Source organism: Megasphaera paucivorans (assembly GCF_900103535.1).
Lineage (GTDB): Bacteria > Bacillota > Negativicutes > Veillonellales > Megasphaeraceae > Megasphaera_A > Megasphaera_A paucivorans.
Genome location: NZ_FNHQ01000001.1, coordinates 80,430 through 105,937 on the forward strand (window position 1 = coordinate 80,430; position 25,508 = coordinate 105,937).

Consider the following 25,508-nt stretch of genomic DNA (forward strand, 5'->3'; position numbering starts at 1 on the left):
TTTGTTTCTATGTTTATGCTATCATTAATGCAGTCTGCCGAAGTCGGATCTAAAGAACGGGAATCTCTTGATACCGTTACCGCACAATTTCTTCGCCTGCTGCAATACAAAAATCAACGACTTTATCTCCATTCGCTGCAGGTTGCTAACTATAGCGTCAGTATTGCCGCCAAACTGGGACTGCCCAACAATGAAATAGAAACAATTCAGCACGCCGCACTGCTTCATGATATTGGCTTATTATCTATATCCAATACCTTGCTGGCCAAGCTTCCCTATCTAAATACCAGAGAAAGAGCACAATATAAGCGCCATTCTGCAGCTGGCAGCAATATGTTAGAAAACATCCCCTTCTGCCAGGATATTATCCCTTATATCCATTATCATCATGAACGCTGGGATGGTTCAGGATATCCAAAACATCTGCGGGCATCAAACATTCCTTTTGGAGCACGCATTATTGCCGTTGCTGATTATTATGATATTATCATAAATCCGTCTACTGAATTCTGGGCTAAAACAAAGCAGCAAGCCGTTCGGGAATTATTTAGCGCATCGGGAATCCTTTTCGATCCTGAAATCGTAAAAGCATTTATTGAAACACTGGGCTGACTACACAGCGCCGCTGGAAATGACCAAACCGGTCACCGATGCGGCGCCTTTTTGTTTTAATATATATGCACATTCTTGAAGAGTAGCTCCCGTTGTATAAATATCATCAACTAACAGTAAGTGTGTCCCGATAACACAAAAAGAGTCTTTGCGTATTTCAAAGGCTCTTTTTAAATTCTCTTCTCTCTGCTGCTTATTAAGATGCCATTGTGCCTCTGTAGAACGAACCCGCGCAAGCAGGTCTTCCCAACATCCATACCGTTCCACCCAGGGACGAAAAATAACTTCGGTTTGATTATATCCTCTTTTATGCATACGCCGTGCCGATAAAGGTACCGGAACGACAGCATCTATTGTGGCTAATCTATCCTGCCAGGGAAATGCCTCCAATATATACTGACACCCCTTTTCATACTTCAAAGCACGATTATATTTCAAAGTACGCAATATTTTTTTCATATCCCCGCTATACGAGGTCAACGCATAGCATCCATCCAATTTTCCCGCTTTGTGACTGCCGCTGATCATACGCGGTTGCCAGATTTTGGCAAAACAAGGGCGACACCATTTTCCGTGCACATCAACAGAACCGCCACATCCAGGACACCGAGGTGGATACACTAAATCAAGAAGAATACATCCCATACGTTTTAACATAACTCTTCCTCTCGTAAACGCTGTGCCAGCAAAGTGAACCTACGACTTGTCCGTACATTTTCTACAGCCAGCCGCAAGGCCTTTTTAGTACCAACAAGAATAACCTTGCGCTTAGCCCGCGTTACGGCCGTATAGAATAAATTACGCTGCAGCATGATAGCATGACTATTTACCAATGCCATTATAACCGTATGATATTCGCTGCCTTGACTTTTATGGACCGTCACCGCATAGGCCAATGTAATTTCCTCTACTTCCCGCCCTTCGTATTTTACATCCTGTTCGGGATAACGCACATGGATCATGTCTTGCTGAATAGCGTATATTTCCCCTATATCGCCATTAAAGACTCCTTTATCATAATCATTTTTTTTCTGCATTACTTTATCTCCTACACGAAAAAAAATGATGCCGTTTTTATATTCCTGTTTTTCCGGAGCTGCTCCGTTCGTTTGTTCTTGAATCAATTGGTTTAAATGATCGACTCCGCACTCCTGCCGGTACATAGGAGACAAAACCTGCACGGAAAACTTATCTCCCGTTTGCTTGATTTCTTGTGCATAAAGCTTGCTAATCAAAACGGCTCCCGATTCTTCATCTGTAATTTCCAAAAACTGAAATTCTCCACCTATATCTACCACAGGCAACCGTCCACGATTAATTAAATGAGCATTCGTCACAATACGACCACCATCTTTTTGACGAAAAACCGTCTGTAATCGCACAACAGGAACAACCTCAGATCGTATAATATCATGCAGTACAGCTCCCGCTCCAACTGAAGGCAGCTGATCCGCATCCCCAACAAGTATACAGCGGCATTCAGGGCGCAAGGCATTCATCAAATGATACATCAGTTCCAAATCAAGCATGGACACCTCATCAACAATAACTAAATCTGCCGGAAGGGGATTCGCCTCATTATGATCAAATATCTGCTTCGTTCCAACATATCCACCAGGCCCCAGCAAACGATGAATGGTCAAAGCTTCCCGATTCGTCGTCTCTGTAAGCCGCTTAGCCGCTCTTCCCGTAGGTGCGCATAACATAATCCGCAATCCTTCCTGTTCAGCCAATCGAATGATAGTCTGTATGATAGTTGTTTTCCCGGTTCCCGGGCCACCTGTAATGACCATAATTCCTGTTTCTAACGATTGCTCGACTGCTTGTATTTGTTCATCTGCCAGCTTAAATTTGCAATCCTGCTGCCAACGCTCTAAAAATAATGCCACATGGGATGTTGTCTGTAATGGCGTCATCTCCGTCATCTCTATGATATGACGGGCTGCTTCTACTTCTTCTGTATAAGCTTCCTCTGTATAGACATACGTAACGCCACCATAATAGGCCGTAATAAGTTGTCCCGTTTGGATTGAATTATTAAGTATTTCCCGCAGTACTACTTCCTCAGCCCTCAAAATCGCAGCGGATCGATGGACCAGCTCATTATCCGGCACGCATACGTGTCCACTCTGTGTCATATCATATAAAACATAAATGAGGCCTGCTGCCAGCCGCTCCTCCGATAATGGATTTATCCCGAAAGCCAAGGCGATCTGATCTGCCGTTTTAAATCCAATACCCTCCACTTCACGAACCATGCGATATGGCTCATGAATCAGAACATAATTCGCCTCTTCACCATATACTTGCAATAACCGCCCGGCAAAACGGCCGGACACACCGTGTGTTTCCAAGGCAAGAGCCAGCTCATTTACTTTCTTTTCCTCATAAAAAGATTCTGTAAGCATTGCTAATTTTTTATTGCCGATTCCTTCTATTTGAAGTAATTTCTGTGGTTCTTGCTCAATGATGCGAATCGTCTCTTTGCCAAAAACGTCAACAATGCGCTGGGCCAATGCCGGCCCTATTCCATTTACAGTGCGCGAAGACAAAAAACGTATAATGCCTTCTTCTGTATCAGGTAAAATGCGCTGCCAAAAAGATGCCGAAAATTGACGGCCATATCTTTTATGCATCACATAGCAGCCTTTGACTTCCAAGCGCTCTCCAACCAGCGGTTTAAGTCCTTTTCCCATAATAGTCAGATTGGAATCATTTTCATCTATGCGTATCCGAAAAATAAGAAAATCAGAATCCGGTGCCTGAAATATAATGGATTCCACACTTCCTCTTATTATTTCCTCATTCTCCATCATATCACCGTTCCATTCGCTTCCGTTCATACTTTTTACTTTCATCCATAATACAGGTATATATCTGCTTAATATGGGGTATCAACTTTTCATTTTTTGTAAGTATTGCAATTTTATCCAACACGGCAATTTCCCGTTTAGGATCATATACATCCATATGGTGCATTTCTTTATATTCCGCCACACGTGCTACTATCGCCATACGCTGCTCCAATAACTGCGTCATTTTTTTATCGATGACGTCGATTTGTTCACGACATTCCTCCAATTCCATAACAATCCTCCTGAATTACACTAATTTACCCGCCTGAGGCGGCTGTACAGCAATATTATTATATATAAACCAAACTAATGCAGCAATAAGCAAAACCGTTCCCAATATACGCGTATATGAAGAACGAGAAACATAATCATACCACGTTCTATTCTTTTTTTCAGTTATTCGATATTGAATTTCCATCCCTTTATTAAGAAAGCGGAAATGCTCTTCTAATCTATTTCTAAAAAAAATACCATTGAAATTAATTGTCACAACCGTTTTAGGATCAGAGGTCAATATACTGGCAGTTTGGATCAGCCATTCCTGCAGATGATCTAAAAATGCTTCATCTGACAATGCACTGCCAAATGCAAAAAAATTAATTTCTGCTTCATTGATTCCATTTTTAATTTTCACTTTCAAAAATGGATATTGTTTCTGCAGTGTATCTATCATTTTCTCCACATCCCGGCGTTGTTCACCAACAAGTTCATACAAAACCGCCGGATTTACCGATGCAATCGATATATCGCCAGATACAGTCAATCGATATTTACCATAATATTCATATATTCTTCTGCTTATATTCAATACAGACTGCCTCCTCTTAACTTAAAAGCTGATGACAATACGGACAATTTACCGCATCAGAACGAACGTCGTTATGACAATACGGACATTCAACCATATCGATTTTTGGCAGTTTCGTCCCACAGTTAGGACAATACGATGCAGAAATATCTATTTTAGCCCCACATTGCCGACAATATATCCAACCATTTGCGCTATGGAGCAATGTTTTTTCTTCCCCAGGATTCAGTATTGCAGTTCCGCCATCTAATCGATCCATACGATGTTCCATGTGATCCATACGGGCATTCATAGCCGTCTCAGATACAGCAATACGTTCTTTTATGCGATCCTTTTCCATACTGTTGCGTCGTATGGCCTGATCCACCGTCAAATCACGCATTATCGCTAAAATAATAGCAGAAATAATAGGACTGATAAGCAACGCAATAATAAACCAAGCAACAGCACTGCGTCCGCGACGACTGGCATAATATCCTACTAATATACAAAGTCCCAAATATAACAATGCAGACATAATTTTCACCTCATTACTATAAACATAATCTCATTATACGGCACTTCTATGCATTTTTCAATTTAAGACACTTGTATTTAATACGGCACAAGATAAATACATTATTATTCATTGTAATCATTTCATAATTTCGTTATAATATACAAGTAAGACTATCGTGTTCTTAACATTAACAAAAGGTTGTGGTTTGATATGAACGAAGAAAAGCAAGGATTACGCCGTAGTCTCAAAGCGCGTCACATGAATATGATTGCCATCGGCGGCGCTATTGGGACCGGACTTTTTGTTGCCGGTGGGGAAACCGTCAGTAAAGCGGGACCTGGTGGTGCGTTGGTAGCCTATATTTTTATCGGTGTCATGGTATATTTTCTTATGACCAGCTTAGGCGAAATGGCCTCCTATTTACCCGTCAGCGGCTCTTTTGAAACCTATGCGAATCGCTATGTAGATAAGTCCCTGGGATTTGCTTTAGGATGGAATTACTGGTTTAACTGGGCTATCACAGTAGCAGCCGAGCTAGTAGCCGGTGCACTTATCATGAAATACTGGTTCCCTGATGTGCCAGCTGCCGTTTGGAGCGGAATGTTTTTGGCTATTTTATTTATTCTGAATTATTTATCTACCCGCTCATACGGTGAAAGTGAATTTATCTTCGCTGGTATAAAGGTACTTACAGTTCTTGTCTTTCTTGCTGTCGGAACGTTACTTATTTTAGGATTCGGTCCTACTCCGTCACCTGGTTTTACAAACTGGACTATCGATGATGCCCCATTTGTCGGTGGTTTTACTTCCATGTTAGGAATTTTTATGGTTGCCGGTTTTTCCTTTCAAGGAACAGAAATGATTGGTATTGCCGCCGGAGAAAGTGAAGACCCTGAAAAAAACGTTCCTCGTGCCGTTCATTCTATATTTTGGCGTATTCTTATTTTTTATTTAGGTGCTTTTATCGTTATAGGTTTTCTTATTCCTTATACAGATCCCAATCTACTGAATACAGAAATAGAAAACATATCCATCAGCCCTTTCACCCTTGTTTTCCAACGATTTGGGTTTGCTGCCGCAGCTTCTATCATGAATGCAGTTATATTAACCGCTGTCCTTTCTGCCGGCAACTCCGGTCTATATGTATCTACCCGTATGCTTTATGCTATGGCCGAAACAGGACAAGCGCCCAAATGCTTTCTTACACTGAATAAACGAGGGGTACCCACAAATGCGCTTTTTGCTACAGTCATCTTTGGATTTGCTGCCTTTCTTACCTCTCTGATCGGCGAAGGCACTGCTTACAACTGGTTGGTCAATATCAGCGGCATGGCTGGTTTTATTACTTGGATCGGCATTGCTATTTGCCATTATCGCTTCCGCAGGGCATTTAAAGCACAAGGAAAAGACTTAAGCGTATTGCCTTATAAAGCTTCCCTTTTCCCGTTTGGTCCTATTCTAGCTCTTATCTTGTGCATCATTGTTACTGCCGGCCAAAACTATTCCGCCTTCACAGGTTCTTCTATCGATTGGTACGGTGCCAGTGTAGCTTACATTGGAATTCCTGTATTTCTAGCTGTTTTTATCTGGCATAAGTTAAAACATCATACCCAATTAATTCCTTTAAAAGAAGTTGATTTATCAAAACATACCGACTAAACTCATAAGAACAGCAGAAACATTCGCTCATTTAAATAGGAAAATACAAAACCAGTACTAAAAATGATTTTATTTCATTTTTGGCACTGGTTTTATCTTATTACATTTTCTTACTACCCTGATATGAACTACAGTGTTTCTAACAGCTTATGCAAGAGGTTGCGAAGCTTTTGTATTTCATCCTGCGAAAGTTTGACACAAGTACCCATTTTTCCCGGAATATCTCTCGCCTCCCGACGCAAATCATTTCCGGCTTGTGTCAAGGTTACCATAACATTTCGCTCATCCTCTGGAAGACGAGATCGTTTTAAATATCCCTTTGATTCTAATTTTTTAAGCAGCGGTGTCAAGGTTCCCGAATCCAAATACAAGGAATCTCCTAATTCTTTAATATTGATTTCTTGCTTTTCCCATAAAACCATCATTGTAATATACTGGGTATATGTCAAGTCTAATTTTTTCAGATAGGGTCTATAGTGTTTAACAACTTCCTTAGATGCCGCATATAAGGGGAAACAAAGTTGATTGCAAAGTCTCAATTGCTCATATGTCTGTGGAGTTTGCTGTTTTTCATGCTGTGTCACATGCGTTACCTTCAATCCAATTTTTCCTTGATAAATTGGATAAGCTGTTCTTTAGGAGCAAATCCAACCTGCATCCCAACGGATTTTCCTTCTTTAAAAACAAACAACGCCGGTACACTTTGAATTTCTAACTGTGCTGCTAAGGCAGGTGCTTCATCTACATCCACATTGAAAAAGCTTACGTTTCCCTTCATATCTTCGGCAACCTCTTCTAATACAGGAGCCAGCCGCTTGCAATGTCCACACCAAGTCGCTGAAAAATCGACTACAGCCGCTTTGCTATTCAGTACTTCATTAAATTCATTTTGAGAAATTTTTTTAATCATCATAATTCCCTCCTAAAATAATTATCTATTTATGTCGATTTCGATCTAGATAAGATACCGCCGAAAGAGCCGCTACATTTCCCTCCCCAGCCGCTTTACTATATTGATAAGGGCGTCCCGTAATATCACCGCAAGCAAAACAGCCTTTCATAACTGTCTCCATTTGACGGTTCACAGCGACATACCCGCCCTCCGTTGTTAATCCTGGAACCAATTGATCAGGTGCAACACTTTCCCGTAAAATAAAGATTCCATCGACATCATACGTAGTATTCTCAGTTTGAAGCTGAGAAACCTTAGGTGTCCCAATAATACCCACAGGCTTTTCATGAACAACTATAACGGAAGAGGATACATGAATATTTCCCTGATATAAAGGAAAATAATATACTTTGGCAGCTATTTCAGCCATAAAATCAACTTCACTTTCTTCAGCCGCATTATCCGCAATAATTGCAACCACTTTTCCTTTGTATAATGGAGCATCACAAGTAGCACAATAGCTTACTCCCCGCCCCAAAAACTGTTTTTCTCCTGCAAAAAAATGTGTTACCGTCATACCTGCAGCCAATATAATGCTTGTCGTTTCATACATAGCATTCGCCGCCGTTTGTATTTCAAAATAGTCTCCCATATTGTATATAGCGGTCGCCTTATCTTCTGTAATCACAATATTCATTATGTTCAACTGCTGCTGAAAAACCTTCACCATCTCAGCCCCGCTGTAATTAGGCAGACCTAAGTAATTCTGGACAGTATGTGCTTTTTCCACCTTTTCACTTAAATTCTTTCTTCCTAAAAGCAGTATGTTTTTATTGCGTATCTTAGCAGTGAGTGCCGCCGAAAGTCCTGCCGGACCGGTTCCAATAATGCCTATGTCGTAACGTTCCATATATCATCCTCCTTCCATTAATAATGACATTGTTAAAAACTAATGCAAAATTAAATTGTGTGCAACTTAATTTCATATTCATTGTACACAATTTAATTCTCTTTGTCAACATAATACACCTCCGAACGTCACAAAAATATGCAGCGTTGGGAGGTGTATTATGTCATATAAAGAAATTTTTTCATTCTTCACCAATCAAATTTTCCCGTAATTAAATATACAAGAAGTCCTTTTTCAGCATGCCTGCGGTTTTCTGCTTCATCAAGAATAGTATCTAAATGCAAGTCTATAATTTCCTGAGAAATCTCATATCCCGGATGCATCGGCATATCGTGCATGACCATAGCTGAACTGTCTTCCATTAATTCTTTATCGATTTGATAGGGTTCCATCAAATCAACAATCGCATTTTTCTTTTCTGTATAGTCTGGATTTGTAAAAAATTCCATATCCACCCATGTATCTGTATATACCGCATCCATACCTGCTATAACTTGCTTCAATTCATTTTTATTAATATTAGCTGGAAGTTCATGATAATGACCTGTCCTTTTTAAAGATGCATAAAATTCATCGTCTACATCCATATCTTGACTGAACGGGGTCAAACCATACATGTTCCCCCCCCATTTTCACAACAATTTCACAAAGAGAATTATAGCTGTTATTTTTAGCTCCGATATAGAGAACATTCACATCAAAATGACCTGTTTTTTCATAAAGAGTCAGCATATCCGCCAATGCCTGCGTCGGATGAAAGGTATTATCACAGCCATTAATAACAGGTACTGTAGAATAGCGCATAAAACAATGCGTCATTTCCGCTTTCTTAAAACGTCCCATAATGCAGTCTACATTGCGGCCTACATATTTAATTTCACTCATAAGATCTCCAATTGTAAAATTACTGTCTTTCCACAATTGATTATACGCTTTGCCACCCAATTCTTCCATGCCGATTACAAACGATAAATATGTACGATTCGATGTTTTTTCGAATAATGTATATAATTTTTTCCCATCAAGTATATGTGCATAAGCATCCTGATTTTTCTTGATTTTCTCAGCTAGCAATAAAATCCCCTTAAGTTCATCTACCGTGTAATCTGCAAAGCTATTCAAGTGTTTCATAATTCCCTCCATATATTAAATACATACGTCAAATGAAAATCACTCTTGTATCATATCATATATCTGCATTATTTTCAAGTTTTTATGCACATTTTTTGTAAGTATTTACATATATGTTGAATATTTATCACAAATTACACTTTTAAAGTAGACAATGTAATTAAAGAAAAACCGGCAATCTAAGATTGCCGGTTAAAAGGTCAATATTGATCAACCCAAACAACTTACGCTTTTGTTACGTTAGCTGCCTGCGGTCCACGAGCGCCATCAACGATGTCAAAGTCAACTTCCTGACCTTCTGCCAAGGATTTGAAGCCATCTTCCTGAATAGCGGAAAAATGTACAAATACGTCGCCGCCGTCTTCTCTTTCAATGAAACCATAACCTTTTTCTGCGCTAAACCATTTTACTTTACCGTGCATTACAAATTCCTCCTAAAAAAAAACAAATCCAGCTATCGAGTAGCTATAGGCTTATATTATCATATTAACTAAGTAATGTCAACCAAATTCAATATTTATAAATTACTTGTCATTTCATTTAAATTGTACATTTCTCTTCTCACATAACGTGCAAAACGATATGCATATTTATTATGTTCATCTGCCGCAAACTCCTGTAATTCTGCAATATACCAATCTTTTCTTAAAAATTTCGGAAAAAAAGTATCTGCCGTAAATACCGCATCTATCTCTGTAATATACTGGCTGTATGCAAACGGCATAAAAGACTCATACATAGATGCTCCGCCAATAACAAAATAATCTTTGTTCGGCAGTAATGCCGCCACCACATCTTCTACTGAATGATATACGGTAATATGAGAATCATTCCTTTTATACTGTTTCTGTCTTGTCACGATAATATGATGACGCTGAGGCAAAATACCAGGTAAACTTTCAAAAGTTTTACGTCCCATAATAATAGTATGCCCGCTGGTAAGCGCCTTAAATCGTTTCAAATCCTCCGAAATATGGCAAAGAAGATGTCCATTAATTCCTATCCCCTGATTTTTATCTACTGCGGCAATAAGATGAATCATTATACAGCTACCTCCATGGATAATTTTCCTAAGTGCTGATAATTATCGAGTCTAATATCATCTATTGTAAACTTGTAAAAATCGTGAATGTTAGGATCAATAAGAAGTTTCGGCGCCTGCAATGCTTTATCACGGCGCTTTAACTGCTGTTTGAGTATGTCTATATGATTTTCATACACATGGGCATTATTAATAACATGTGTAAACAATCCTGGTTTCAATCCTACCGATTGGGCAACTAAATGAACAAGCACGGCATATTGTGCCATATTAAACGGAACACCTAATCCCATGTCACCGCTGCGCTGAATAAGCATACAATTCAATCGATCATCGGTAACATCCCATAATGTCTGAAAAGCACACGGCTGCAAGCTCATATCGGGAAGATCTTCTATATTCCATAAAGATACAATCATACGTCGATTTTGATTATCGGATTTCAACATATCTAATAGGCGGTCTACTTGCTTAAATTTACGAATTTGATATCCGTACGCTTTGCCAATCGTACCATCAGGACGCATCCACTCATCCCAAACGTGGCATCCCATTTTTTGTAACTCCCTGACATCATTACTTTGAAGTTGCCATATCCAAAGAAGCTCCTTAACGGCAGTTTTAAAAGCAACAAATTTTGTTGTCAAAATAGGAAATTCTTGATTTAAATCAAATTGCATAATTTGGTGAGGCAGTTTGTAGGTAGGAATACCCGTTCGGTTGTTAGAATAATACCCTTCTTTAATTATTTTTTCAACAATATCCAAATACTTCTCATCTGCTTTACTCAAGAAAATCACCTCTATATATTTTTAAGTTCTTCTATCGTCATCAAAAACGGTTTGCCATATTTATGCAATTTAAAAGTTCCAACTCCTTTTATGCGTTCCATTTCTTCCAGCGTAACCGGCAAGGTGCGCGCCATTTCCCATAAAGTAGCATCTGTAAAAATAACAAAAGGTGGAATATGTTCTTCTTTTGCAAGATTATATCGCAAATTGCGAAGTTGTTCAAATACAGGCCGCAATTTTTCTTCATCTATCGATATACTTTCTTCACTATGTTTATCCTTCTTTTTCGTTTCTAATATTTCCGAAGAAGAAGGAATCGCGATTTTTTGCAATACTTTAGCAGTACCCGCCAACACATTCTGCCCGGCAGCAGTAAGAGAAATAATAGGATATTGCCCTTCAGTTTGCTCTAAATACTGATCTTCAATACATTGTCGCACAAAATCACGTATTTCATTAAGAGAAAATCGACTTAACATGCCATATGCCACGGCATGATCAAATCCATATCGCTTGACCTTTGCGTTGGCACTTCCTTTCAAAATATCGCATATCATTGTCATTCCAAAGCGTCCTTTAAGTTCGTCGACACATATGAATACACTTTTCGCCGGAAGTGTCATATCTTCCTCTACTACTTTTCTATCGCAATTGCCGCAATGACCACATTGCTCCCATTGGGAATGTTCGCCGAAATATTCCAAAATATATCGGCGCAGACAAGTATGGCATTCACAGTAATCAATCATACGCCGCAGCATATGTTCTTCCTTCAGTTTTTGCTGCATATCATGGCAGGACATTTTTATCAAATACCGCTGTACCATAATATCCTGCCGGCTAAACAATAAAATGCATTCGCCGGGAGCACCGTCCCGACCAGCTCTTCCGGCTTCTTGATAATAACTTTCCAAATTTTTAGGCATCTGATAGTGAATGACAAAACGGACGTTGCTCTTATCAATTCCCATTCCAAATGCATTCGTTGCTACCATCACTTGTATTTCATCATAAGAAAATCTTTCTTGCATAGTACGCCGTGTTTCATCACTCATCCCAGCATGGTACCGGCCAGCCTTGATGTGATATTTATGAAGCTCTGTATATAAACGATCGACTTCTTTGCGTGTTGCCGCATAAATAATGCCGCTATCGTTTTTATGTTTAGTCAAATAGTTCAAAATAAAAGGTGTTTTATCAATACCCTTCACAACGCTGAAATACAAATTAGGTCGATCAAAGCCACCAATAAATATTTTTTCTTCCTGCAGCCCCAGCAAACTCATCATATCCGTTTTCACTTTTTCCGTCGCCGTCGCCGTGAAAGCACCGACAACAGGCCGAGGCTGCAAAGATTGCAGCCAATCTTTAATATGGCAATAACTCGTACGAAAATCATGTCCCCATTGGGAAACGCAATGAGCTTCGTCAATCACAACCAATGATATGTGCATATTGCTCATAAACGACATAAAAAATTCATTTTCCAATCGTTCCGGAGACACATATACTAATTTTATTTTGCCGCTGCGGATCAATGAAAATTTCTCTTTCATTTCCGGAAAAGTACATTGGCTGTTAATATAGGCCGCAGGTATTTGTTGATTAACTAAAGAGTCTACCTGGTCCTTCATAAGTGAAATAAGCGGAGAAATAACTATCGTTATTCCATCTAATATAAGGCCCGGTATTTGAAAACAAATTGATTTTCCCGCTCCTGTCGGCATAATCGCCAAACAATCGCGACCAGAAAGCAGTGCATTGATAATCTCCTCTTGCCCCGGTCGAAAGGTTGTATAACCAAAATATTTTTTTAATATAGTAATAGGCTGCAACGATGTTCCTCCCTTTCACAAAGAAAGGACATGCCCATAAGCATGTCCTTTTTTCCAGCATCAACGTAATTATCTCAATTCTTCCTTTAATACTTCTCCTAAACGCTGGATACCTTCGACAATACGATCTTCCGGCATATTGGAATAGTTCAAACGAAAATGGTTCGCATTGCCGCCATTCGGATAAAAAATACCGCCGGGTACATACGCAACTTGCTTTGCAATTACCTTAGGCATCATTTCTTTAGCATCCATATATGCTGGCAAGGTTACCCACGTGAATAAACCGCCTTCAGGATAAGTAAAAGTAATTCCTTCCGGAAAGTATTTTTGCATGGATTCATACATCAAAGTACGGCGTTTTGCATAAAGGGCTTTAATTTTCGTAACATGTGCATCTAAATCAAACATATTAATAAAATAAGCAGCTTGACGCTGACCAAACGTGGAAGTTCCTAAATCAACAGCTTGCTTAAATTTAACAAATTTATCGATGATTTCCGGGTTTGCAACAGTCCAGCCTAACCGCAGGCCTGGCATAAATATTTTGGAAAAGGAGCCAAGAAATACAACCTTCCCCTGTGTATCCATCGATTTTAATGACGGTAATTTTTCTCCGTCATACCGCAATTCACCATATGGATCATCTTCTACAACAACTACATCGTATTTATTGATGATATCCATAAAGGCTTTTCTGCGTTCCATCGGCCAGGTAATACCCGTTGGATTCTGAAAATCAGGAATAACATAAATCATTTTTACCTTTGCGTCAGATGCAAGAATTTTTTCCAATTCTTCTGGAATCATTCCCTTATCATCGGTAGGTACTTCTGTGTATTTCGGACAAACCGGATCAAATGCCATGATAGCCCCCATATAAGAAGGACTTTCCATTAAAACAGTATCATCTTTGTTGACCAAAATCTGAGATAAGATAAACAATGCCTGCTGAGAACCTGTCGTTACAACAATATTTTCAGCTTTGCAGTCTACGAAAAAGGCTTGTTTCATTCTTTTAGCGATTTCTTCGCGTAAGGGAACATAACCTTCAGTAGTGCCATACTGTACGGCCTGACGACCTTCTTTTTCCAGTATTGCTACATCGACCTTTTTCATTTCTTCAATAGGAAACAATTCCGGGGCAGGGAGCCCGCCAGCAAAAGAAATTACTTCCGGCTGTTCCGTTAATTTTAATAAGGCTGCGATGTCTGACGACTGTAACGTCTGCGCAAAATCTGAAAACTTTACCATTCTTACCACTCCTTCTAAGCACTACGTGCAGATAAGTAAATCCTTCCCAGTGGAACAATTATAACACACATAATCAGGCTTTGCAATTTTCCATTTTTGAAAAGTAAGATAGCGTCTGGCTTCTGTCCAATTCCATTTGATGAATCAAATCTTCCGCATTGGTAAACTTCACTTCTTTTCGAAGTCGTTTATAAAAACGGACACATACCTTCTCTCCGTATAATTTCCCCTGCCAATCTAAAATATGTGTTTCTATCCGTCTATATTGATTAGTAAAAGTTGGATTAGCTCCAATATTGGTCATAGCCGGAAGCCAATACTCCCCAGCCTTCATTTCTGTAACATATACGCCATCCGGTGGTATAGCCATTTGCAGCGGAATCAACATATTGGCCGTGGGGAATCCGATAGTATGTCCTCTCTTATCACCTTCCACAACCATGCCTTCTAATTCATATGTTCTTCCCAGCAATGCTGCCGCCATCTCCATATGTCCCAGCTGAACAGCCTTGCGTATGACGGTACTGCTGATGGGAGCTGTTCGTCCGGGAGTTTCCAACAGAGGAAGTACGTAAACAGGTATATCCTGCTGCATTAAAGCCGCCTTAAGAGTCGCTGTATTCCCAGCAGCTTTCGCTCCATATGTAAAGTTATCTCCTACCACAACACCACGCGGTTTTAAGTATTTTAATAACTGATTTGTAAAGTCAACATGCGTTTCGCTAATCAATGTGCGATTCATTGGTAATAGTACCAGTGCATCTATACCTAAATCGGAAATATATCGAATCTTTTGTTCTGCTGTCGCCAGTCGTACTGGTTCTCTCTGCGGACAAAGCACGGAAAACGGATGGGCTGAAAAAGTAACAACAACCGCCGTCCCATTGATACTCTTTGCCTTCTTCATAGCTTCCTGCATAACTTTTTGATGTCCCAGATGTATTCCGTCAAAAGTACCTAACGCAATAACTGCATTGGGACACCCTGCGACTTCTTCAAATGAATGAAACACTTGCATGTACAGTTACCTCACAATACCCCCGTAAACATTTTATGGGGTCGTATAATATGATGCTCTTTATTAAAACAGCCAATTCCCACTAATATCTCCCCAGGGCCATATATGCGCAAAGGAACACCCTCTTCAAAATTTCGTCCGGCAAAAGGCACTGCCCGCCCTTGCAGAAGAAATTGACATTCTTCCAATGGCAAGTTAATCCGTGTCATGTGTTGTATTCCCATATCACTAGGTAATATATATCGTAAAGGATCTTTCTCCAGCGTTTCCAAGGTTATCGCATCGTCAATATCAAACAATCCGGCCTTGACCCTGACTAAATAGGACATGACCGCACACGTTCCCAGCGATTCGCCTATATCGCGAACCAACGAACGCATATACGTACCTTTAGAGCAAGTAACAGCTATACATCCGCGGCCACGATGGTATTGCAAAAGACGGATCTCAAAAATAGTGACCCGCCTGCTTGGCAATGTGAATTCCTGATGCTGTCTGGCCAGTTTATACGCCTTAACTCCGTTAATATTAACTGCAGAGTACTGCGACGGCCTTTGCTCCATATCCCCGACAAACCGTTCCTGTAGCCATGTCATCAACATAGGTGCATCCATATTGGGAATTTTTCCCTGAGCAACAACAGTTCCTGTAATATCTTCCGTATCTGTTGCCAAACCAAATAAAAACTCAACATGATATGTTTTTATTTCATTGCCGCCATATTCAATAAGCCGCGTTGCTTGACCTAAATACACAGGCAAAACACCTGCTGCCAGCGGATCAAGCGTTCCCGCATGCCCTACTTTTTTCATAGAATAAATACGACGGATTTGACCGATAATATCATGACTGGACATTCCTGTAGGTTTTAATACATTCAAAATTCCATTTTTCATAGAGCTTTTAAAATTTCCTTTACAAGATGTTTTTTCGCATCCAATAAATTCATATTAATTGTACAGCCGGCAGCTCGTATATGTCCACCGCCGCCAAATACTGCGGCAATGGAATTTACATCCACACTTTTCGAACGCAGGCTGACCCGGGATTCTTTATCTTTAATATATTTAATCGTAAAAGCTACTTCTGATCCCTTAACTGAGCGGGCATAATCAATGTATCCTCCCGTGTGTTCCCCTGTAAACTTTAACAATTCCGTATCGAAAGTAATCCCGGAAATACGATTATTCGCAAATAATTCAATATGCTTCAACACTTCAGAAATTGCCCGCAATTTAACTAACGAACGTTCTTCTAACTGTTCCGAAATATGATTAGGTTTTGCTCCGGCATCCAGAAGGTCAGCTGCCATCCGTAGTGTATGTCCCGTTGTATTGCTGAATTTAAAGAAGCCACAATCCGTAGCAATTGCTAAATATAGAGCATTAGCCATAGAAGACGTAATCAAAATATCCCAGCGTTGAAACAAATCTGTCAATATTTCCCCTGTTGCAGCAAAATCAGCACGAATATATTCATAATCAGCAAAATGCTCATTGGAAATATGATGATCGATATTCAATACTTTTCCCTTGATGCATTGCACAGCAGAACCCGTTCTTTCCGCTGCAGTAGCATCAAGAATAACGGTCAGCCATGAATCGTCGGTTACAACGGTTTCCGGTCTAACGATTTGATCCACACCCTGCAAAAAGAGAAATTTATCTTCTATAGTATCATCAATGGCAATAATGACTTTTTTTCCTAAAAGTGCCAGCCATTCACGCAAAGCAACCAACGATCCAATAGCATCGCCATCAGGATTGACGTGTGCCGTTAACATGATATTATCATAGTGCTCCAGAAGAGATTTAATTTCTTCAGATGAAATTTCCATATAATATGTCAATCCTTCTTTTCTATATCTTTCAAGATTTTATCGATTTTCATGCCATAATCCAAAGATTGATCTTCTTTAAATTGAATTTCCGGCGAATAACGGATTTTTAACCGCTTTCCTACTTCGGAACGAATATATCCATTAGCACTTTTCAATGCCGTTAACGTATCTTTTTTCTTCTTTTCATCACCAAACAAACTTACATAAACTGTAGCTTCCCGTAAATCCCCTGTGATTTTGGCATCTGTAACAGTAACAAACCCAATTCGAGGATCCTTTAATTCCTTAAGGAGTATATTAGAGACTTCTTGTTTGATGAATTCTTGGATTTTTCGTACTCGCATTTCTCCCATAATTGCTTTTCCTCACTTTATTCAGTCTCGACTTCAACCATAATATACGCTTCCATTTCATCGCCTTCTTTAACATCGCGATATCCTTCGAGCGTTATACCACATTCATAGCCTTCCTGAACTTCTTTAACATCGTCCTTAAAACGGCGAAGAGAATCTACTTCCCCTTCATGTACTACAATTCCATTACGAATCAAACGTATTTTCGCACTGCTGGACATCTTACCTTCTGTTACGTAAGAACCAGCAACAATAACTTTAGGTGTGGTAATAACCTTTCTTACTTGGGCACGTCCCAGCACCTTTTCTTCCATCTTCTTTTCGAGCATCCCTTTCATAGCTGCTTCTACATCATTAATAGCATCATAGATAACTCGATAAGTACGCAAATCTACATGTTCATGTTCAGCCATCTTACGTGCTGCTGCATCCGGTCGAACATTAAATCCTATAATGAGTGCATTAGAAGCCGAAGCCAGCATAACATCCGATTCAGTAACCGCTCCTACACCGGCATGAACAATCGCAATCCGTACTTCTTCACTCTTAATGCTTTCCAGCGATTGGCTTAATGCTTCCACCGATCCTTGCACGTCCCCTTTAACAATAAGGGAAAGTTCTTTTAATTCCCCTTGCTGTATTTGATTAAATAAATCATCCAGCGTAACTTTCTGATTCTGATGCAGTTCAGACGTACGTTTCTTTTCCATACGTTTTTCTGCTACAGAACGGGCTGTTTTTTCATCAACTACGTTTAAGATATCCCCTGCTTCAGGAACATCATTAAGGCCCAGAATTTCAACGGGTATAGAGGGTTCTGCTTTCTTCATGCGTTCTCCCCGTTCATTGGTCATGGCACGGACATTCCCGTAACATGTACCAACGATAACCGTATCTCCAACATGAAGTGTTCCTTTTTGAATCAGGACAGATGCTACAGAACCGCGGCCTTTATCCAATTTGGCTTCAATAACAACACCCCGTGCCGGTCGATCTGGATTTGCCTTTAAATCGGATACTTCAGCAAGAACAAGAATATTTTCCAGCAGTTCATCAAGTCCTATTTTTTTATGTGCAGAAACGGGTACCATGATGGTATCCCCGCCCCAATCTTCTCCCACCAGACCATATTCAGTCAATTGCTGCATAACCTGTGAAGGATTAGCACCTTCCTTATCAATTTTGTTGATAGCTACAATAACAGGAACACCCGCCGACTTGGCATGATTAATAGATTCAATCGTCTGCGGCATAACGCCATCATCCGCTGCAACAACGAGAACAGCTATATCTGTGACCTGCGCCCCACGGGCACGCATGGCGGTAAACGCTTCATGCCCCGGCGTATCCATAAATACAATCTTCTTACCGTTATAGCGGACCTGATATGCACCGATATGCTGTGTAATGCCGCCAGCTTCATGACTGGTTACATTGGTTTGGCGGATGGCGTCGAGAAGACTGGTCTTGCCGTGATCGACATGTCCCATAATAGTAACAACAGGAGGCCGAAACTTCAATGATTCAGGCGGATCAATAATTTCTTCGATTTCCGTAGGATCTTCAGGTGGTGCCGCTTTCGTTACGGAAACATTAAATTCATCGGCAATAAGGCTGGCCGTATCATAATCAATTTCTTGATTAATTGTCGCCATAATGCCGCCCAGCAACAGTCTTTTAATAACTTCACCGACTTCACGATCTAGCTTTTCCGCAAAATCTTTAACAGTAATACTGTCACCTATTTCAATAGCTGTTGGATATTTCTTTTTTCTCATTGCTTCTGCGTTCATAGTAAACCCTTCGCGCTGGCCATGCTGCATGCTTCTATGGCCTTTATTCTTATTTTTGTTTTTATTTAAAACGTTGGATAACAATGTATGGGGTCTATTGACGTTTTTAGAGTTTGGTGTATTTTTTTTATTGTCATGGCCTGCAGTCGGCGTGTGTTTATTGTTTTTATCGTGGTGATTATTATGTGCATCGCTATTTTGCTGAGGGCGGGCAAAATATTTTGTGCGCTTATTATTTCCCTGCTTAGCGGCCTGACCATTGCCTTGCGGTCTGGACGGTTGACCATTGCCTTGCGGTCTGGACGGTTGACCATTGCCTTGCGGTCTGGACGGTTGACCATTACCTTGCGGTCTGGACGGTTGACCATTACCTTGCGGTCTGGACGCTTGGCCACTGCCTTGCGGTCTGGACGGTTGACCACTGCCTTGCGGTCTGGAATGCTGATTGCTGCCTTGCGGTCTGGAATACGAGTTGCTGCCTTCCCGACGCTGGCTGTTTTGACTGTTCGTAGTCTGCCCGGTACGAGTATCGGAGTGCTGATTTCCTCTATTATCATTTTTTTGAGTGCTCTGGCCATTTTGGCGCTGGCCACCCGAATTCGCAAATTTTCCATCACGGTGCTGCAGATTTTGTGCATTGGAAAATTTCTTTTTATTATCCCGGTTGTCATGATCCCGTGTCGGCCCGGCAGATGTTCTGGACTGTTTCTGCTGCGTACCGGTTTTAGCGGTTGTGTCTAAATACGGAGAATGGCTGGAATGCTGCCGTTCACCTTGACCGTTTCCTTCCTGGCGCGGCCCGTTTCCTTTATTCGCAGTCTGTTGGGCCGTATTATTATATGTGCCTTTAGCCCGTTTGGGAACTACCGCCCGTACCGGTTCCCTTTGTTCCTGCTTTTTAGGCGCAAAAATCCTATTCAATATAGATTTTGCATGATCATCCACACCACTGAAATTACCAACCTTAATATTATTATCCTGCAGTGTTTTGATGACGGTTTTGGTTTCTACACCTAATTCCCGTGCTACTTCAAATACTCGTTTCGTCATCTAGTTACCCCCTTATGTTACTCCATCGTTTTTAACACTTTATCTATGGTCTCGGCAAATCCCGCATCAGTTAAAAGGATAACTACATGCCGTTCCTTTCCTATCGATCTGCCCAATTGTTCCTTCGTAAATATATCAACAACAGTTATTTTCTTTTGTTCCGACAAATACCGGTACTTTTTAACATTATCTGAACCCCCGTCTGATGCCAAAAACAAAAGAGGAACTGTATGATGCTTTAAATGCTTTTGTGCAGCAAAATCTCCGCAAACCAATTTACGGGATCGATATGCCAACCCTAAAAGACTTAAAATCTGTTCTTCCTTCGTCATAATAATTCCTGTTTCAAAGTCTCATAAATCTCATCAGAAACCTTTGTCTTGAGAGAACGTTCCAAGCGATGTTCCTTATACGCTTTTTCCAAACACTCATTTGTTGCGCAGATATATGCACCACGGCCAGATTTTTTTCCTGTTTTGTCAATTTCCACATTGCCCTCCGGTGTAAGAACAATACGGATCATTTCCTTTTTATTTTTAGGTTCCTGACAGCCCACACAAATACGCAAAGGTACCTTTTTTTTCTTCATGGCTCTTCTCCTATGATTTCATATTTTCTTCAGCCAATTCTGCTGAAACCACAGCGTCTCCCATTATATCCAAATCATCAATTACATCCTTGGTGCCTGTTTCATTATTTGCAGATGCCGCCTGTGTCTCACTTTTGATATCTATTTTCCAATTAGTCAGCTTTGCTGCCAGACGGGCATTCTGTCCCGCCTTCCCGATAGCAAGGGATAGTTGATAATCTGGAACAACAACACTGGAAGATTTATCATTTTCATCCACTGTCACAGAAATAACCTGTGCCGGACTCAGCGCATTCGCAATATAAACAGCGGGATCTTCATCCCATTTAACAATATCTATTTTTTCATTTTGCAATTCCGTTACAATGTTTTGTACGCGCATCCCTTTTTGGCCTACGCAAGCACCTACCGAATCAACGTTTTCATCACGGGAATACACAGCGATTTTCGACCGGCGTCCCGGTTCACGGGCAACCGATTTCAATTCCACGACCCCATCATATATTTCAGGTACTTCTAATTCAAACAGCCGTTTTAAAAGTCCAGGATGAGTACGGGACAAAAGGATTTGTGCTCCCTTAGTCGTTTTGCGTACTTCTACAACATAGCATTTAATCCGTTGTCCTACCGTATACGTCTCTGTCGGAATTTGTTCAGAAACAGGAAGCACGGCTTCTGCCTTTCCCAAATCAATATAGATGTTTTTCTGTTCAATCCGTTGAATGATACCGGTTATGATATCATCCGTACGATTGGAAAATTCGTCATACACAATACTGCGTTCTGCTTCACGCAAGCGCTGGATCATAACCTGTTTAGCTGCTTGTGCAGCGATTCGACCAAAATTTTTCGGTGTTACATCGACATTGACAACATCATCTATGTCATATCCATTATCAATATTACGGGCTAATTGCAATGAAATCTGGGTTTCCTTATCTTCTACAGTTTCCACGACTGTCTTAGGTGCCATGATACGATAATCACCGGTATTGCGATTTAATGCAACAACAGCATTGCTGTTAGCTCCGGGTTCCTTTTTATAAGCTGTAATTAAGACAGCTTCCAGCGAATCATAAATAACATCCGGAGATACATTTTTTTCTTTTGACAAATATTCAATGGCACTTAGTAACTCTTTATTCACGTTTATAACCTCCAACTAAAAATCAATATGCAGCCGTATTTGAGATATCTCTTTACTATTCAATATTTCTTCCATTCCGTCCACACGTACTATAAGGGTTCCATCATCCTGCTTTTTACCAAGTTCCGCAACAAGAAGCTTAGTATTCTTATGCGCCTTAAAAAAATGAATGTCTACCATGCGTCCTTCATAACGAATAAAATCCGAATCTTTTTTAAGGATGCGATCCAATCCCGGAGAAGATACTTCCAACAGATAATTGTCAATGATAGGATCTTTTATATCAAGTATTTTACTAAGTTTTTCGCTGACAGACTGGCAGTCTTCCAAATCAATTCCGCCTTTTTTATCCAAAAACACCCGCAAATACCAGTTTTTCTCACGCACATACTCAACATCAACCAGTTCCAATGGCGTGCCTGCAATAATCGTTTCTACTTCTTCCGTTATAATTCTTTCGATTTCTTCCCGTTTCATTTTATCACCCTGTACTTTCTAAATAGTGTGGGTAAAAGTTGAGAGTGGGTTCACACCCACTCTCAAAAAAACAACTTAATTACATTTAGTATATCACTATCATACCCATCTGACAACAGTGAAACACCCTTAAGTCAGCTCAGTTCTGCTAATATGCCGTCTAAAACAGCCATGAGATGTTGCCCCAAAGAAACTTCCAATTTTTTTAAATCATGCCCATCAAAATCATGAACCAGATTAGGAAAATTATGAATTCGCCGTTCCGCAAAGAAATCATCTCGCAAAACGTTATACATAACAGATAATCCACTGCGTGTTTCTTTTTGATAGTACGAAATAATCATGTACGAACCATTAATAATCCGTACTGCCTGTGAAGGTTCTATTAATCGTTTAAAGCCTTTATATTCTTTCGGAAGGATTCCTTCCCAATTAACTTCAGCTATTCCCTTATTTTTAAAAATAACGGTAAAATTAGCCGGTCGATCCACATAATAACATTGAATTAACCGGGGAAGACGTTTTTCCACCATATATGTAAATACGTCAAAATCTCCCGTAATAAATTCAATAAGAGCAAATTCCAACATGCAAATATCAGTGCGCACTGCATATTCCTCCGAAACCGGATTGAAAGTTGCACGCACAGACCATCCATTGCAGGAATCTTGATAAGAAAAAATAACAAATTCCTTATCGTGGCCATCTTCCGTTATCATTTTAAATTCTTCTGTCAATTTAAAAGCTCCCACATGAAGTGGGAGAACGGAAGTTATATTCCATTGTCGTATACGTTCAGTCAAGGCATTATCCATAGTAAAATAGTGGTGCGGTTGGTGGGACTTGAACCCACACGATCGAAAGATCACTGCCACCTGAAGACAGCGCGTCTGCCATTCCGCCACAACCGCATAGTGAACTAAAAATCATATAATTTCTTATACTGCTCTTCGTTTTGCAATACCACTTTAACATATTCTCTAGTTTCTGAAAAGGGTATTTTTTCAATTTCTGAAAAATCTTTTTTCCAGCCATATTTGCTTATCCAGCTGTCGACATGACCTCGCCCAGCATTATACGCTGCCAATGCTAATACTTGATTACCGTCAAATTCCTTAAGTAAATAAGCCAGATACCATGTACCCATTTTAACATTAGTCCGTACATCTCTGAGTTTATCCGGGGTAAAATCTTTCATCCCCATCTGTTCTGCAATCCATGTACCGGTTTCGGGCATAATCTGCATCAAACCGTTAGCTCCTCGCTTAGAAGAAGCATCTTCTCTGAACTTGCTTTCTGCCAGAATAACTGCTGCCACTAAAGCAGGATGTACATGGTTTTCATAGGAATAATACCGAACCATATAATCATATTGCAAAGGATATGCTATTTCTCTCATCAACGCATCTTTCCATGTGTAAAAGTATCCGCAGGAGAAACAAACCAACAGTATCGCTATGACAATTGTTCGTTTATTATTCCGTTTCTGCCTCAACATTCCCTCCCCCAAGGTTGCCCTTGGATAACAGTAAATTCCATTGTATCCGCACTTGTTCCTCTGTATATTCCAGTGAACCCGTGTTGTCGATGATAACTTGCGCCAATGACTTTTTTTCGTCTATAGGAAGTTGAGCATGGATGCGCGCTGATGCTTCATCTGCAGTATAATTATTCCGGTTCATCAAGCGTTGCAACTGTGTTGCCGGATCTACATATACCAGCCAGGTCTCATCAACGTACAGATAGTATTTTAACTCAAAAAGAAGTGGCATGTCAAGGAAAACTATCTTGGCTTTTTTATTTTTTTGCAATCTTTTTATTTCTATATCGATTTTTTCATGAATTAACGGGTGCAAAATAGATTCCAATTTTTTTTTCTGTTCTACATCATTAAAAACTATATTTCCTATATATGCCCGATTCATCGTACCATCAGACAAAACGGATTGCGGGCCAAAAGCTGATATCACCGCTCGCAGTCCGGAAGAATTAGGAGTTACAACAGCTTTAGCCAATTCGTCGCAATCAATAATATACGCACCATAACTTTTTAATATATTAATAACTGTGCTTTTCCCTGAAGCAATACCACCAGATACACCTATAATATACATTTCTTCTCCTATTTTTGACAATGCGGACAATAATGAGTTCCCCTGCCGGCTAATTTTATATACACAATTTTCGTTCCACAAACAGGACACGGACGTCCCTCTCTGCCATAAACACAGAGATTCTGCTGATTTTGTCCTTCCTTTCCGCTTCCGTTAATAAAATCGCGAATCGTCGTACCCCCATGCACAATGCCTTCTTCTAAAACGCGAACAACAGCATCATGTAATCGTACAGCTGTTTCTTTGCCAATGCGGTTACAACGGCGCAGTGGAGTTATCCGCGCTGCAAACAAGGCTTCATCAACATAAATATTCCCCAATCCGGCAACATTTGTTTGATCGAGCAAAAAACTTTTGATAGTCCGCGTTGTGTCTTTCAGTTTCTGCCTTAAATACGCTGCAGTAAAATCGGGGCTCGTTCCGTCTGGTCCCAATGTGTCATAGCCTTTGACACCTGTCAATCCGACAGAAGGAATCAGCCACAAACAGCCTAACGTCCGTACATCGCCATATAGCATTCGTCCTTGTGTCAATTGAAATACAATACGGTTGAAACGCGGCAGTACAGAAAAAGGTTCCTCTTCATATACAAGACGACCGGTCATGCGAAGATGAATCAGCAAAGATTGCGGTCCATCTATATGCAGAAAAAGATATTTTCCCCGCCGTTCTACCTTTTTTATTTTTTTGTTTTTAAGTGCTGCCGCAAATTGCTGCGACGTCGCATTCTTAATAAGCCTCGGTAAAAAAATTTCTATTTGCTGTATTGATTTTCCTGGCAAATGGTTTTGCAAATATCGTCGTACCGTTTCTACTTCCGGCAGTTCCGGCATTTCATC

Annotated in this window: 30 protein-coding genes and 1 tRNA gene; 2 read left to right on the forward strand and 29 right to left on the reverse strand. The window is 40.2% G+C overall.

The window, feature by feature from the left end; genetic code table 11:
• Window positions 1–9 precede the first annotated feature (9 nt).
• On the forward strand, window positions 10–612 hold the full coding sequence (locus BLR11_RS00390) for an HD-GYP domain-containing protein (RefSeq protein WP_091647201.1): 603 nt from the start codon (window positions 10–12) through the stop codon (window positions 610–612).
• Here BLR11_RS00390 and BLR11_RS00395 read toward each other — a convergent pair whose 3' ends face one another.
• Genes BLR11_RS00395 through BLR11_RS00415 form a run of 5 tightly spaced genes read right to left on the reverse strand, consistent with a single transcriptional unit; the run spans window position 613 to window position 4,792 of the window.
• Window positions 613–1,269 carry a ComF family protein gene (locus BLR11_RS00395; protein ID WP_091647203.1) on the reverse strand — a complete coding sequence of 219 codons (657 nt, stop codon included), beginning with the start codon at window positions 1,267–1,269 and terminating at the stop codon, window positions 613–615.
• Entirely contained in the window at window positions 1,263–3,455 is a 2,193-nt protein-coding gene (recD2, locus tag BLR11_RS00400; RefSeq protein WP_245675042.1) for an SF1B family DNA helicase RecD2, read from the reverse strand. Before recD2 ends, BLR11_RS00395 begins: the two co-directional genes overlap by 7 nt.
• A complete protein-coding gene (locus BLR11_RS00405; protein WP_091647207.1) occupies window positions 3,430–3,699 on the reverse strand; it encodes a chorismate mutase in 270 nt (89 codons plus the stop codon). Before BLR11_RS00405 ends, recD2 begins: the two co-directional genes overlap by 26 nt.
• 15 nt (window positions 3,700–3,714) lie before the next feature.
• Window positions 3,715–4,275 (reverse strand): hypothetical protein, encoded by a 561-nt coding sequence (locus BLR11_RS00410; protein ID WP_091647209.1) that lies wholly within the window; start codon window positions 4,273–4,275, stop codon window positions 3,715–3,717.
• 16 nt (window positions 4,276–4,291) lie between these two features.
• On the reverse strand, window positions 4,292–4,792 hold the full coding sequence (locus tag BLR11_RS00415) for a zinc ribbon domain-containing protein (RefSeq protein ID WP_091647210.1): 501 nt from the start codon (window positions 4,790–4,792) through the stop codon (window positions 4,292–4,294).
• A gap of 192 nt (window positions 4,793–4,984) precedes the next feature.
• On the opposite strand from BLR11_RS00415, the gene BLR11_RS00420 reads away from it, so the two are divergent.
• Window positions 4,985–6,433 (forward strand): amino acid permease, encoded by a 1,449-nt coding sequence (locus tag BLR11_RS00420; protein WP_091647212.1) that lies wholly within the window; start codon window positions 4,985–4,987, stop codon window positions 6,431–6,433.
• Between the two features lie 128 nt (window positions 6,434–6,561).
• Here the strand turns inward: BLR11_RS00420 and BLR11_RS00425 are convergent, their stop codons facing one another.
• The 24 genes from BLR11_RS00425 to mutM form a co-directional block, all read right to left on the reverse strand.
• The gene (locus BLR11_RS00425; RefSeq protein WP_218118677.1) at window positions 6,562–7,032 is read right to left on the reverse strand and encodes a MarR family winged helix-turn-helix transcriptional regulator; all 471 of its coding nucleotides are present in this window, start codon (window positions 7,030–7,032) and stop codon (window positions 6,562–6,564) included.
• Window positions 7,029–7,346 carry a thioredoxin gene (gene trxA, locus BLR11_RS00430; RefSeq protein WP_218118678.1) on the reverse strand — a complete coding sequence of 106 codons (318 nt, stop codon included), beginning with the start codon at window positions 7,344–7,346 and terminating at the stop codon, window positions 7,029–7,031. Before trxA ends, BLR11_RS00425 begins: the two co-directional genes overlap by 4 nt.
• A 22-nt stretch (window positions 7,347–7,368) precedes the next feature.
• Window positions 7,369–8,235, reverse strand: a complete 867-nt coding sequence (locus BLR11_RS00435; RefSeq protein ID WP_091647215.1) for an NAD(P)/FAD-dependent oxidoreductase — start codon at window positions 8,233–8,235, stop codon at window positions 7,369–7,371.
• 188 nt (window positions 8,236–8,423) lie between these two features.
• Window positions 8,424–8,852, reverse strand: coding sequence for a Rossmann-fold NAD(P)-binding domain-containing protein (locus BLR11_RS14445; RefSeq protein ID WP_245675043.1), 429 nt, complete (start codon window positions 8,850–8,852; stop codon window positions 8,424–8,426).
• Window positions 8,806–9,366: an ornithine carbamoyltransferase gene (locus BLR11_RS14450; RefSeq protein ID WP_245675044.1), complete on the reverse strand. Its 561-nt coding sequence runs from the start codon at window positions 9,364–9,366 to the stop codon at window positions 8,806–8,808. The genes BLR11_RS14445 and BLR11_RS14450 overlap by 47 nt, the downstream gene beginning before the upstream one ends.
• Window positions 9,367–9,590: 224 nt before the next feature.
• Window positions 9,591–9,788 carry a cold shock domain-containing protein gene (locus BLR11_RS00445; RefSeq protein ID WP_091647217.1) on the reverse strand — a complete coding sequence of 66 codons (198 nt, stop codon included), beginning with the start codon at window positions 9,786–9,788 and terminating at the stop codon, window positions 9,591–9,593.
• A 95-nt stretch (window positions 9,789–9,883) separates the two neighbouring features.
• On the reverse strand, window positions 9,884–10,408 hold the full coding sequence (locus BLR11_RS00450) for a dihydrofolate reductase (RefSeq protein WP_091647219.1): 525 nt from the start codon (window positions 10,406–10,408) through the stop codon (window positions 9,884–9,886).
• A complete protein-coding gene (locus BLR11_RS00455) occupies window positions 10,408–11,199 on the reverse strand; it encodes a thymidylate synthase (RefSeq protein ID WP_091647221.1) in 792 nt (263 codons plus the stop codon). Before BLR11_RS00455 ends, BLR11_RS00450 begins: the two co-directional genes overlap by 1 nt.
• A gap of 11 nt (window positions 11,200–11,210) precedes the next feature.
• On the reverse strand, window positions 11,211–13,034 hold the full coding sequence (recQ, locus tag BLR11_RS00460) for a DNA helicase RecQ (RefSeq protein WP_091647222.1): 1,824 nt from the start codon (window positions 13,032–13,034) through the stop codon (window positions 11,211–11,213).
• Window positions 13,035–13,103: 69 nt separating this feature from the next.
• A complete protein-coding gene (locus tag BLR11_RS00465; RefSeq protein ID WP_091647224.1) occupies window positions 13,104–14,288 on the reverse strand; it encodes an aminotransferase-like domain-containing protein in 1,185 nt (394 codons plus the stop codon).
• 73 nt (window positions 14,289–14,361) lie between these two features.
• Window positions 14,362–15,306, reverse strand: a complete 945-nt coding sequence (locus tag BLR11_RS00470; protein ID WP_091647225.1) for a bifunctional riboflavin kinase/FAD synthetase — start codon at window positions 15,304–15,306, stop codon at window positions 14,362–14,364.
• 11 nt (window positions 15,307–15,317) lie between these two features.
• Window positions 15,318–16,202, reverse strand: coding sequence for a tRNA pseudouridine(55) synthase TruB (truB, locus tag BLR11_RS00475; RefSeq protein WP_091647227.1), 885 nt, complete (start codon window positions 16,200–16,202; stop codon window positions 15,318–15,320).
• On the reverse strand, window positions 16,199–17,143 hold the full coding sequence (locus BLR11_RS00480) for a DHH family phosphoesterase (protein ID WP_091647228.1): 945 nt from the start codon (window positions 17,141–17,143) through the stop codon (window positions 16,199–16,201). Before BLR11_RS00480 ends, truB begins: the two co-directional genes overlap by 4 nt.
• An 8-nt stretch (window positions 17,144–17,151) precedes the next feature.
• Window positions 17,152–17,499: a 30S ribosome-binding factor RbfA gene (gene rbfA / locus BLR11_RS00485; RefSeq protein ID WP_091647230.1), complete on the reverse strand. Its 348-nt coding sequence runs from the start codon at window positions 17,497–17,499 to the stop codon at window positions 17,152–17,154.
• A 17-nt stretch (window positions 17,500–17,516) separates the two neighbouring features.
• Window positions 17,517–20,342, reverse strand: a complete 2,826-nt coding sequence (gene infB, locus BLR11_RS00490) for a translation initiation factor IF-2 (RefSeq protein WP_091647232.1) — start codon at window positions 20,340–20,342, stop codon at window positions 17,517–17,519.
• A gap of 17 nt (window positions 20,343–20,359) precedes the next feature.
• Complete coding sequence (locus tag BLR11_RS00495; protein ID WP_091647233.1) at window positions 20,360–20,674, reverse strand: L7Ae/L30e/S12e/Gadd45 family ribosomal protein; 315 nt, start codon at window positions 20,672–20,674, stop codon at window positions 20,360–20,362.
• Complete coding sequence (gene rnpM, locus BLR11_RS00500; RefSeq protein WP_091647235.1) at window positions 20,671–20,931, reverse strand: RNase P modulator RnpM; 261 nt, start codon at window positions 20,929–20,931, stop codon at window positions 20,671–20,673. The genes BLR11_RS00495 and rnpM overlap by 4 nt, the downstream gene beginning before the upstream one ends.
• A gap of 10 nt (window positions 20,932–20,941) precedes the next feature.
• On the reverse strand, window positions 20,942–22,078 hold the full coding sequence (gene nusA / locus BLR11_RS00505) for a transcription termination factor NusA (RefSeq protein ID WP_091647237.1): 1,137 nt from the start codon (window positions 22,076–22,078) through the stop codon (window positions 20,942–20,944).
• Between the two features lie 15 nt (window positions 22,079–22,093).
• Window positions 22,094–22,555 carry a ribosome maturation factor RimP gene (locus tag BLR11_RS00510; protein WP_091647238.1) on the reverse strand — a complete coding sequence of 154 codons (462 nt, stop codon included), beginning with the start codon at window positions 22,553–22,555 and terminating at the stop codon, window positions 22,094–22,096.
• Window positions 22,556–22,689: 134 nt separating this feature from the next.
• The gene (locus BLR11_RS00515) at window positions 22,690–23,292 is read right to left on the reverse strand and encodes a hypothetical protein (protein WP_245675045.1); all 603 of its coding nucleotides are present in this window, start codon (window positions 23,290–23,292) and stop codon (window positions 22,690–22,692) included.
• A gap of 88 nt (window positions 23,293–23,380) precedes the next feature.
• Window positions 23,381–23,466: transfer RNA gene (locus BLR11_RS00520), tRNA-Leu, on the reverse strand.
• An 8-nt stretch (window positions 23,467–23,474) separates the two neighbouring features.
• The gene (locus tag BLR11_RS00525) at window positions 23,475–24,053 is read right to left on the reverse strand and encodes a lytic transglycosylase domain-containing protein (RefSeq protein WP_091647240.1); all 579 of its coding nucleotides are present in this window, start codon (window positions 24,051–24,053) and stop codon (window positions 23,475–23,477) included.
• Entirely contained in the window at window positions 24,031–24,669 is a 639-nt protein-coding gene (gene coaE / locus BLR11_RS00530; protein WP_091647472.1) for a dephospho-CoA kinase, read from the reverse strand. Before coaE ends, BLR11_RS00525 begins: the two co-directional genes overlap by 23 nt.
• Window positions 24,670–24,677: 8 nt before the next feature.
• Window positions 24,678–25,502 (reverse strand): DNA-formamidopyrimidine glycosylase, encoded by an 825-nt coding sequence (mutM, locus tag BLR11_RS00535; protein WP_091647241.1) that lies wholly within the window; start codon window positions 25,500–25,502, stop codon window positions 24,678–24,680.
• Window positions 25,503–25,508 lie beyond the last annotated feature (6 nt).

What these genes read in the sequence shown, in the direction of transcription:
- BLR11_RS00390 (WP_091647201.1), top strand. Translation starts at nt 10, where the DNA reads ATGTTTATGCTATCATTAATGCAGTCTGCCGAAGTCGGATCTAAAGAA.
- BLR11_RS00395 (WP_091647203.1), bottom strand. Translation starts at nt 1,269, where the DNA reads ATGTTAAAACGTATGGGATGTATTCTTCTTGATTTAGTGTATCCACCT.
- recD2 (WP_245675042.1), bottom strand. Translation starts at nt 3,455, where the DNA reads ATGAACGGAAGCGAATGGAACGGTGATATGATGGAGAATGAGGAAATA.
- BLR11_RS00405 (WP_091647207.1), bottom strand. Translation starts at nt 3,699, where the DNA reads ATGGAATTGGAGGAATGTCGTGAACAAATCGACGTCATCGATAAAAAA.
- BLR11_RS00415 (WP_091647210.1), bottom strand. Translation starts at nt 4,792, where the DNA reads ATGTCTGCATTGTTATATTTGGGACTTTGTATATTAGTAGGATATTAT.
- BLR11_RS00420 (WP_091647212.1), top strand. Translation starts at nt 4,985, where the DNA reads ATGAACGAAGAAAAGCAAGGATTACGCCGTAGTCTCAAAGCGCGTCAC.
- trxA (WP_218118678.1), bottom strand. Translation starts at nt 7,346, where the DNA reads ATGATGATTAAAAAAATTTCTCAAAATGAATTTAATGAAGTACTGAAT.
- BLR11_RS00435 (WP_091647215.1), bottom strand. Translation starts at nt 8,235, where the DNA reads ATGGAACGTTACGACATAGGCATTATTGGAACCGGTCCGGCAGGACTT.
- BLR11_RS14445 (WP_245675043.1), bottom strand. Translation starts at nt 8,852, where the DNA reads ATGTATGGTTTGACCCCGTTCAGTCAAGATATGGATGTAGACGATGAA.
- BLR11_RS14450 (WP_245675044.1), bottom strand. Translation starts at nt 9,366, where the DNA reads ATGAAACACTTGAATAGCTTTGCAGATTACACGGTAGATGAACTTAAG.
- BLR11_RS00445 (WP_091647217.1), bottom strand. Translation starts at nt 9,788, where the DNA reads ATGCACGGTAAAGTAAAATGGTTTAGCGCAGAAAAAGGTTATGGTTTC.
- BLR11_RS00450 (WP_091647219.1), bottom strand. Translation starts at nt 10,408, where the DNA reads ATGATTCATCTTATTGCCGCAGTAGATAAAAATCAGGGGATAGGAATT.
- BLR11_RS00465 (WP_091647224.1), bottom strand. Translation starts at nt 14,288, where the DNA reads ATGGTAAAGTTTTCAGATTTTGCGCAGACGTTACAGTCGTCAGACATC.
- BLR11_RS00470 (WP_091647225.1), bottom strand. Translation starts at nt 15,306, where the DNA reads ATGCAAGTGTTTCATTCATTTGAAGAAGTCGCAGGGTGTCCCAATGCA.
- truB (WP_091647227.1), bottom strand. Translation starts at nt 16,202, where the DNA reads ATGAAAAATGGAATTTTGAATGTATTAAAACCTACAGGAATGTCCAGT.
- BLR11_RS00480 (WP_091647228.1), bottom strand. Translation starts at nt 17,143, where the DNA reads ATGGAAATTTCATCTGAAGAAATTAAATCTCTTCTGGAGCACTATGAT.
- rbfA (WP_091647230.1), bottom strand. Translation starts at nt 17,499, where the DNA reads ATGGGAGAAATGCGAGTACGAAAAATCCAAGAATTCATCAAACAAGAA.
- infB (WP_091647232.1), bottom strand. Translation starts at nt 20,342, where the DNA reads ATGACGAAACGAGTATTTGAAGTAGCACGGGAATTAGGTGTAGAAACC.
- BLR11_RS00495 (WP_091647233.1), bottom strand. Translation starts at nt 20,674, where the DNA reads ATGACGAAGGAAGAACAGATTTTAAGTCTTTTAGGGTTGGCATATCGA.
- rnpM (WP_091647235.1), bottom strand. Translation starts at nt 20,931, where the DNA reads ATGAAGAAAAAAAAGGTACCTTTGCGTATTTGTGTGGGCTGTCAGGAA.
- BLR11_RS00510 (WP_091647238.1), bottom strand. Translation starts at nt 22,555, where the DNA reads ATGAAACGGGAAGAAATCGAAAGAATTATAACGGAAGAAGTAGAAACG.
- BLR11_RS00525 (WP_091647240.1), bottom strand. Translation starts at nt 24,053, where the DNA reads ATGTTGAGGCAGAAACGGAATAATAAACGAACAATTGTCATAGCGATA.
- coaE (WP_091647472.1), bottom strand. Translation starts at nt 24,669, where the DNA reads ATGTATATTATAGGTGTATCTGGTGGTATTGCTTCAGGGAAAAGCACA.
- mutM (WP_091647241.1), bottom strand. Translation starts at nt 25,502, where the DNA reads ATGCCGGAACTGCCGGAAGTAGAAACGGTACGACGATATTTGCAAAAC.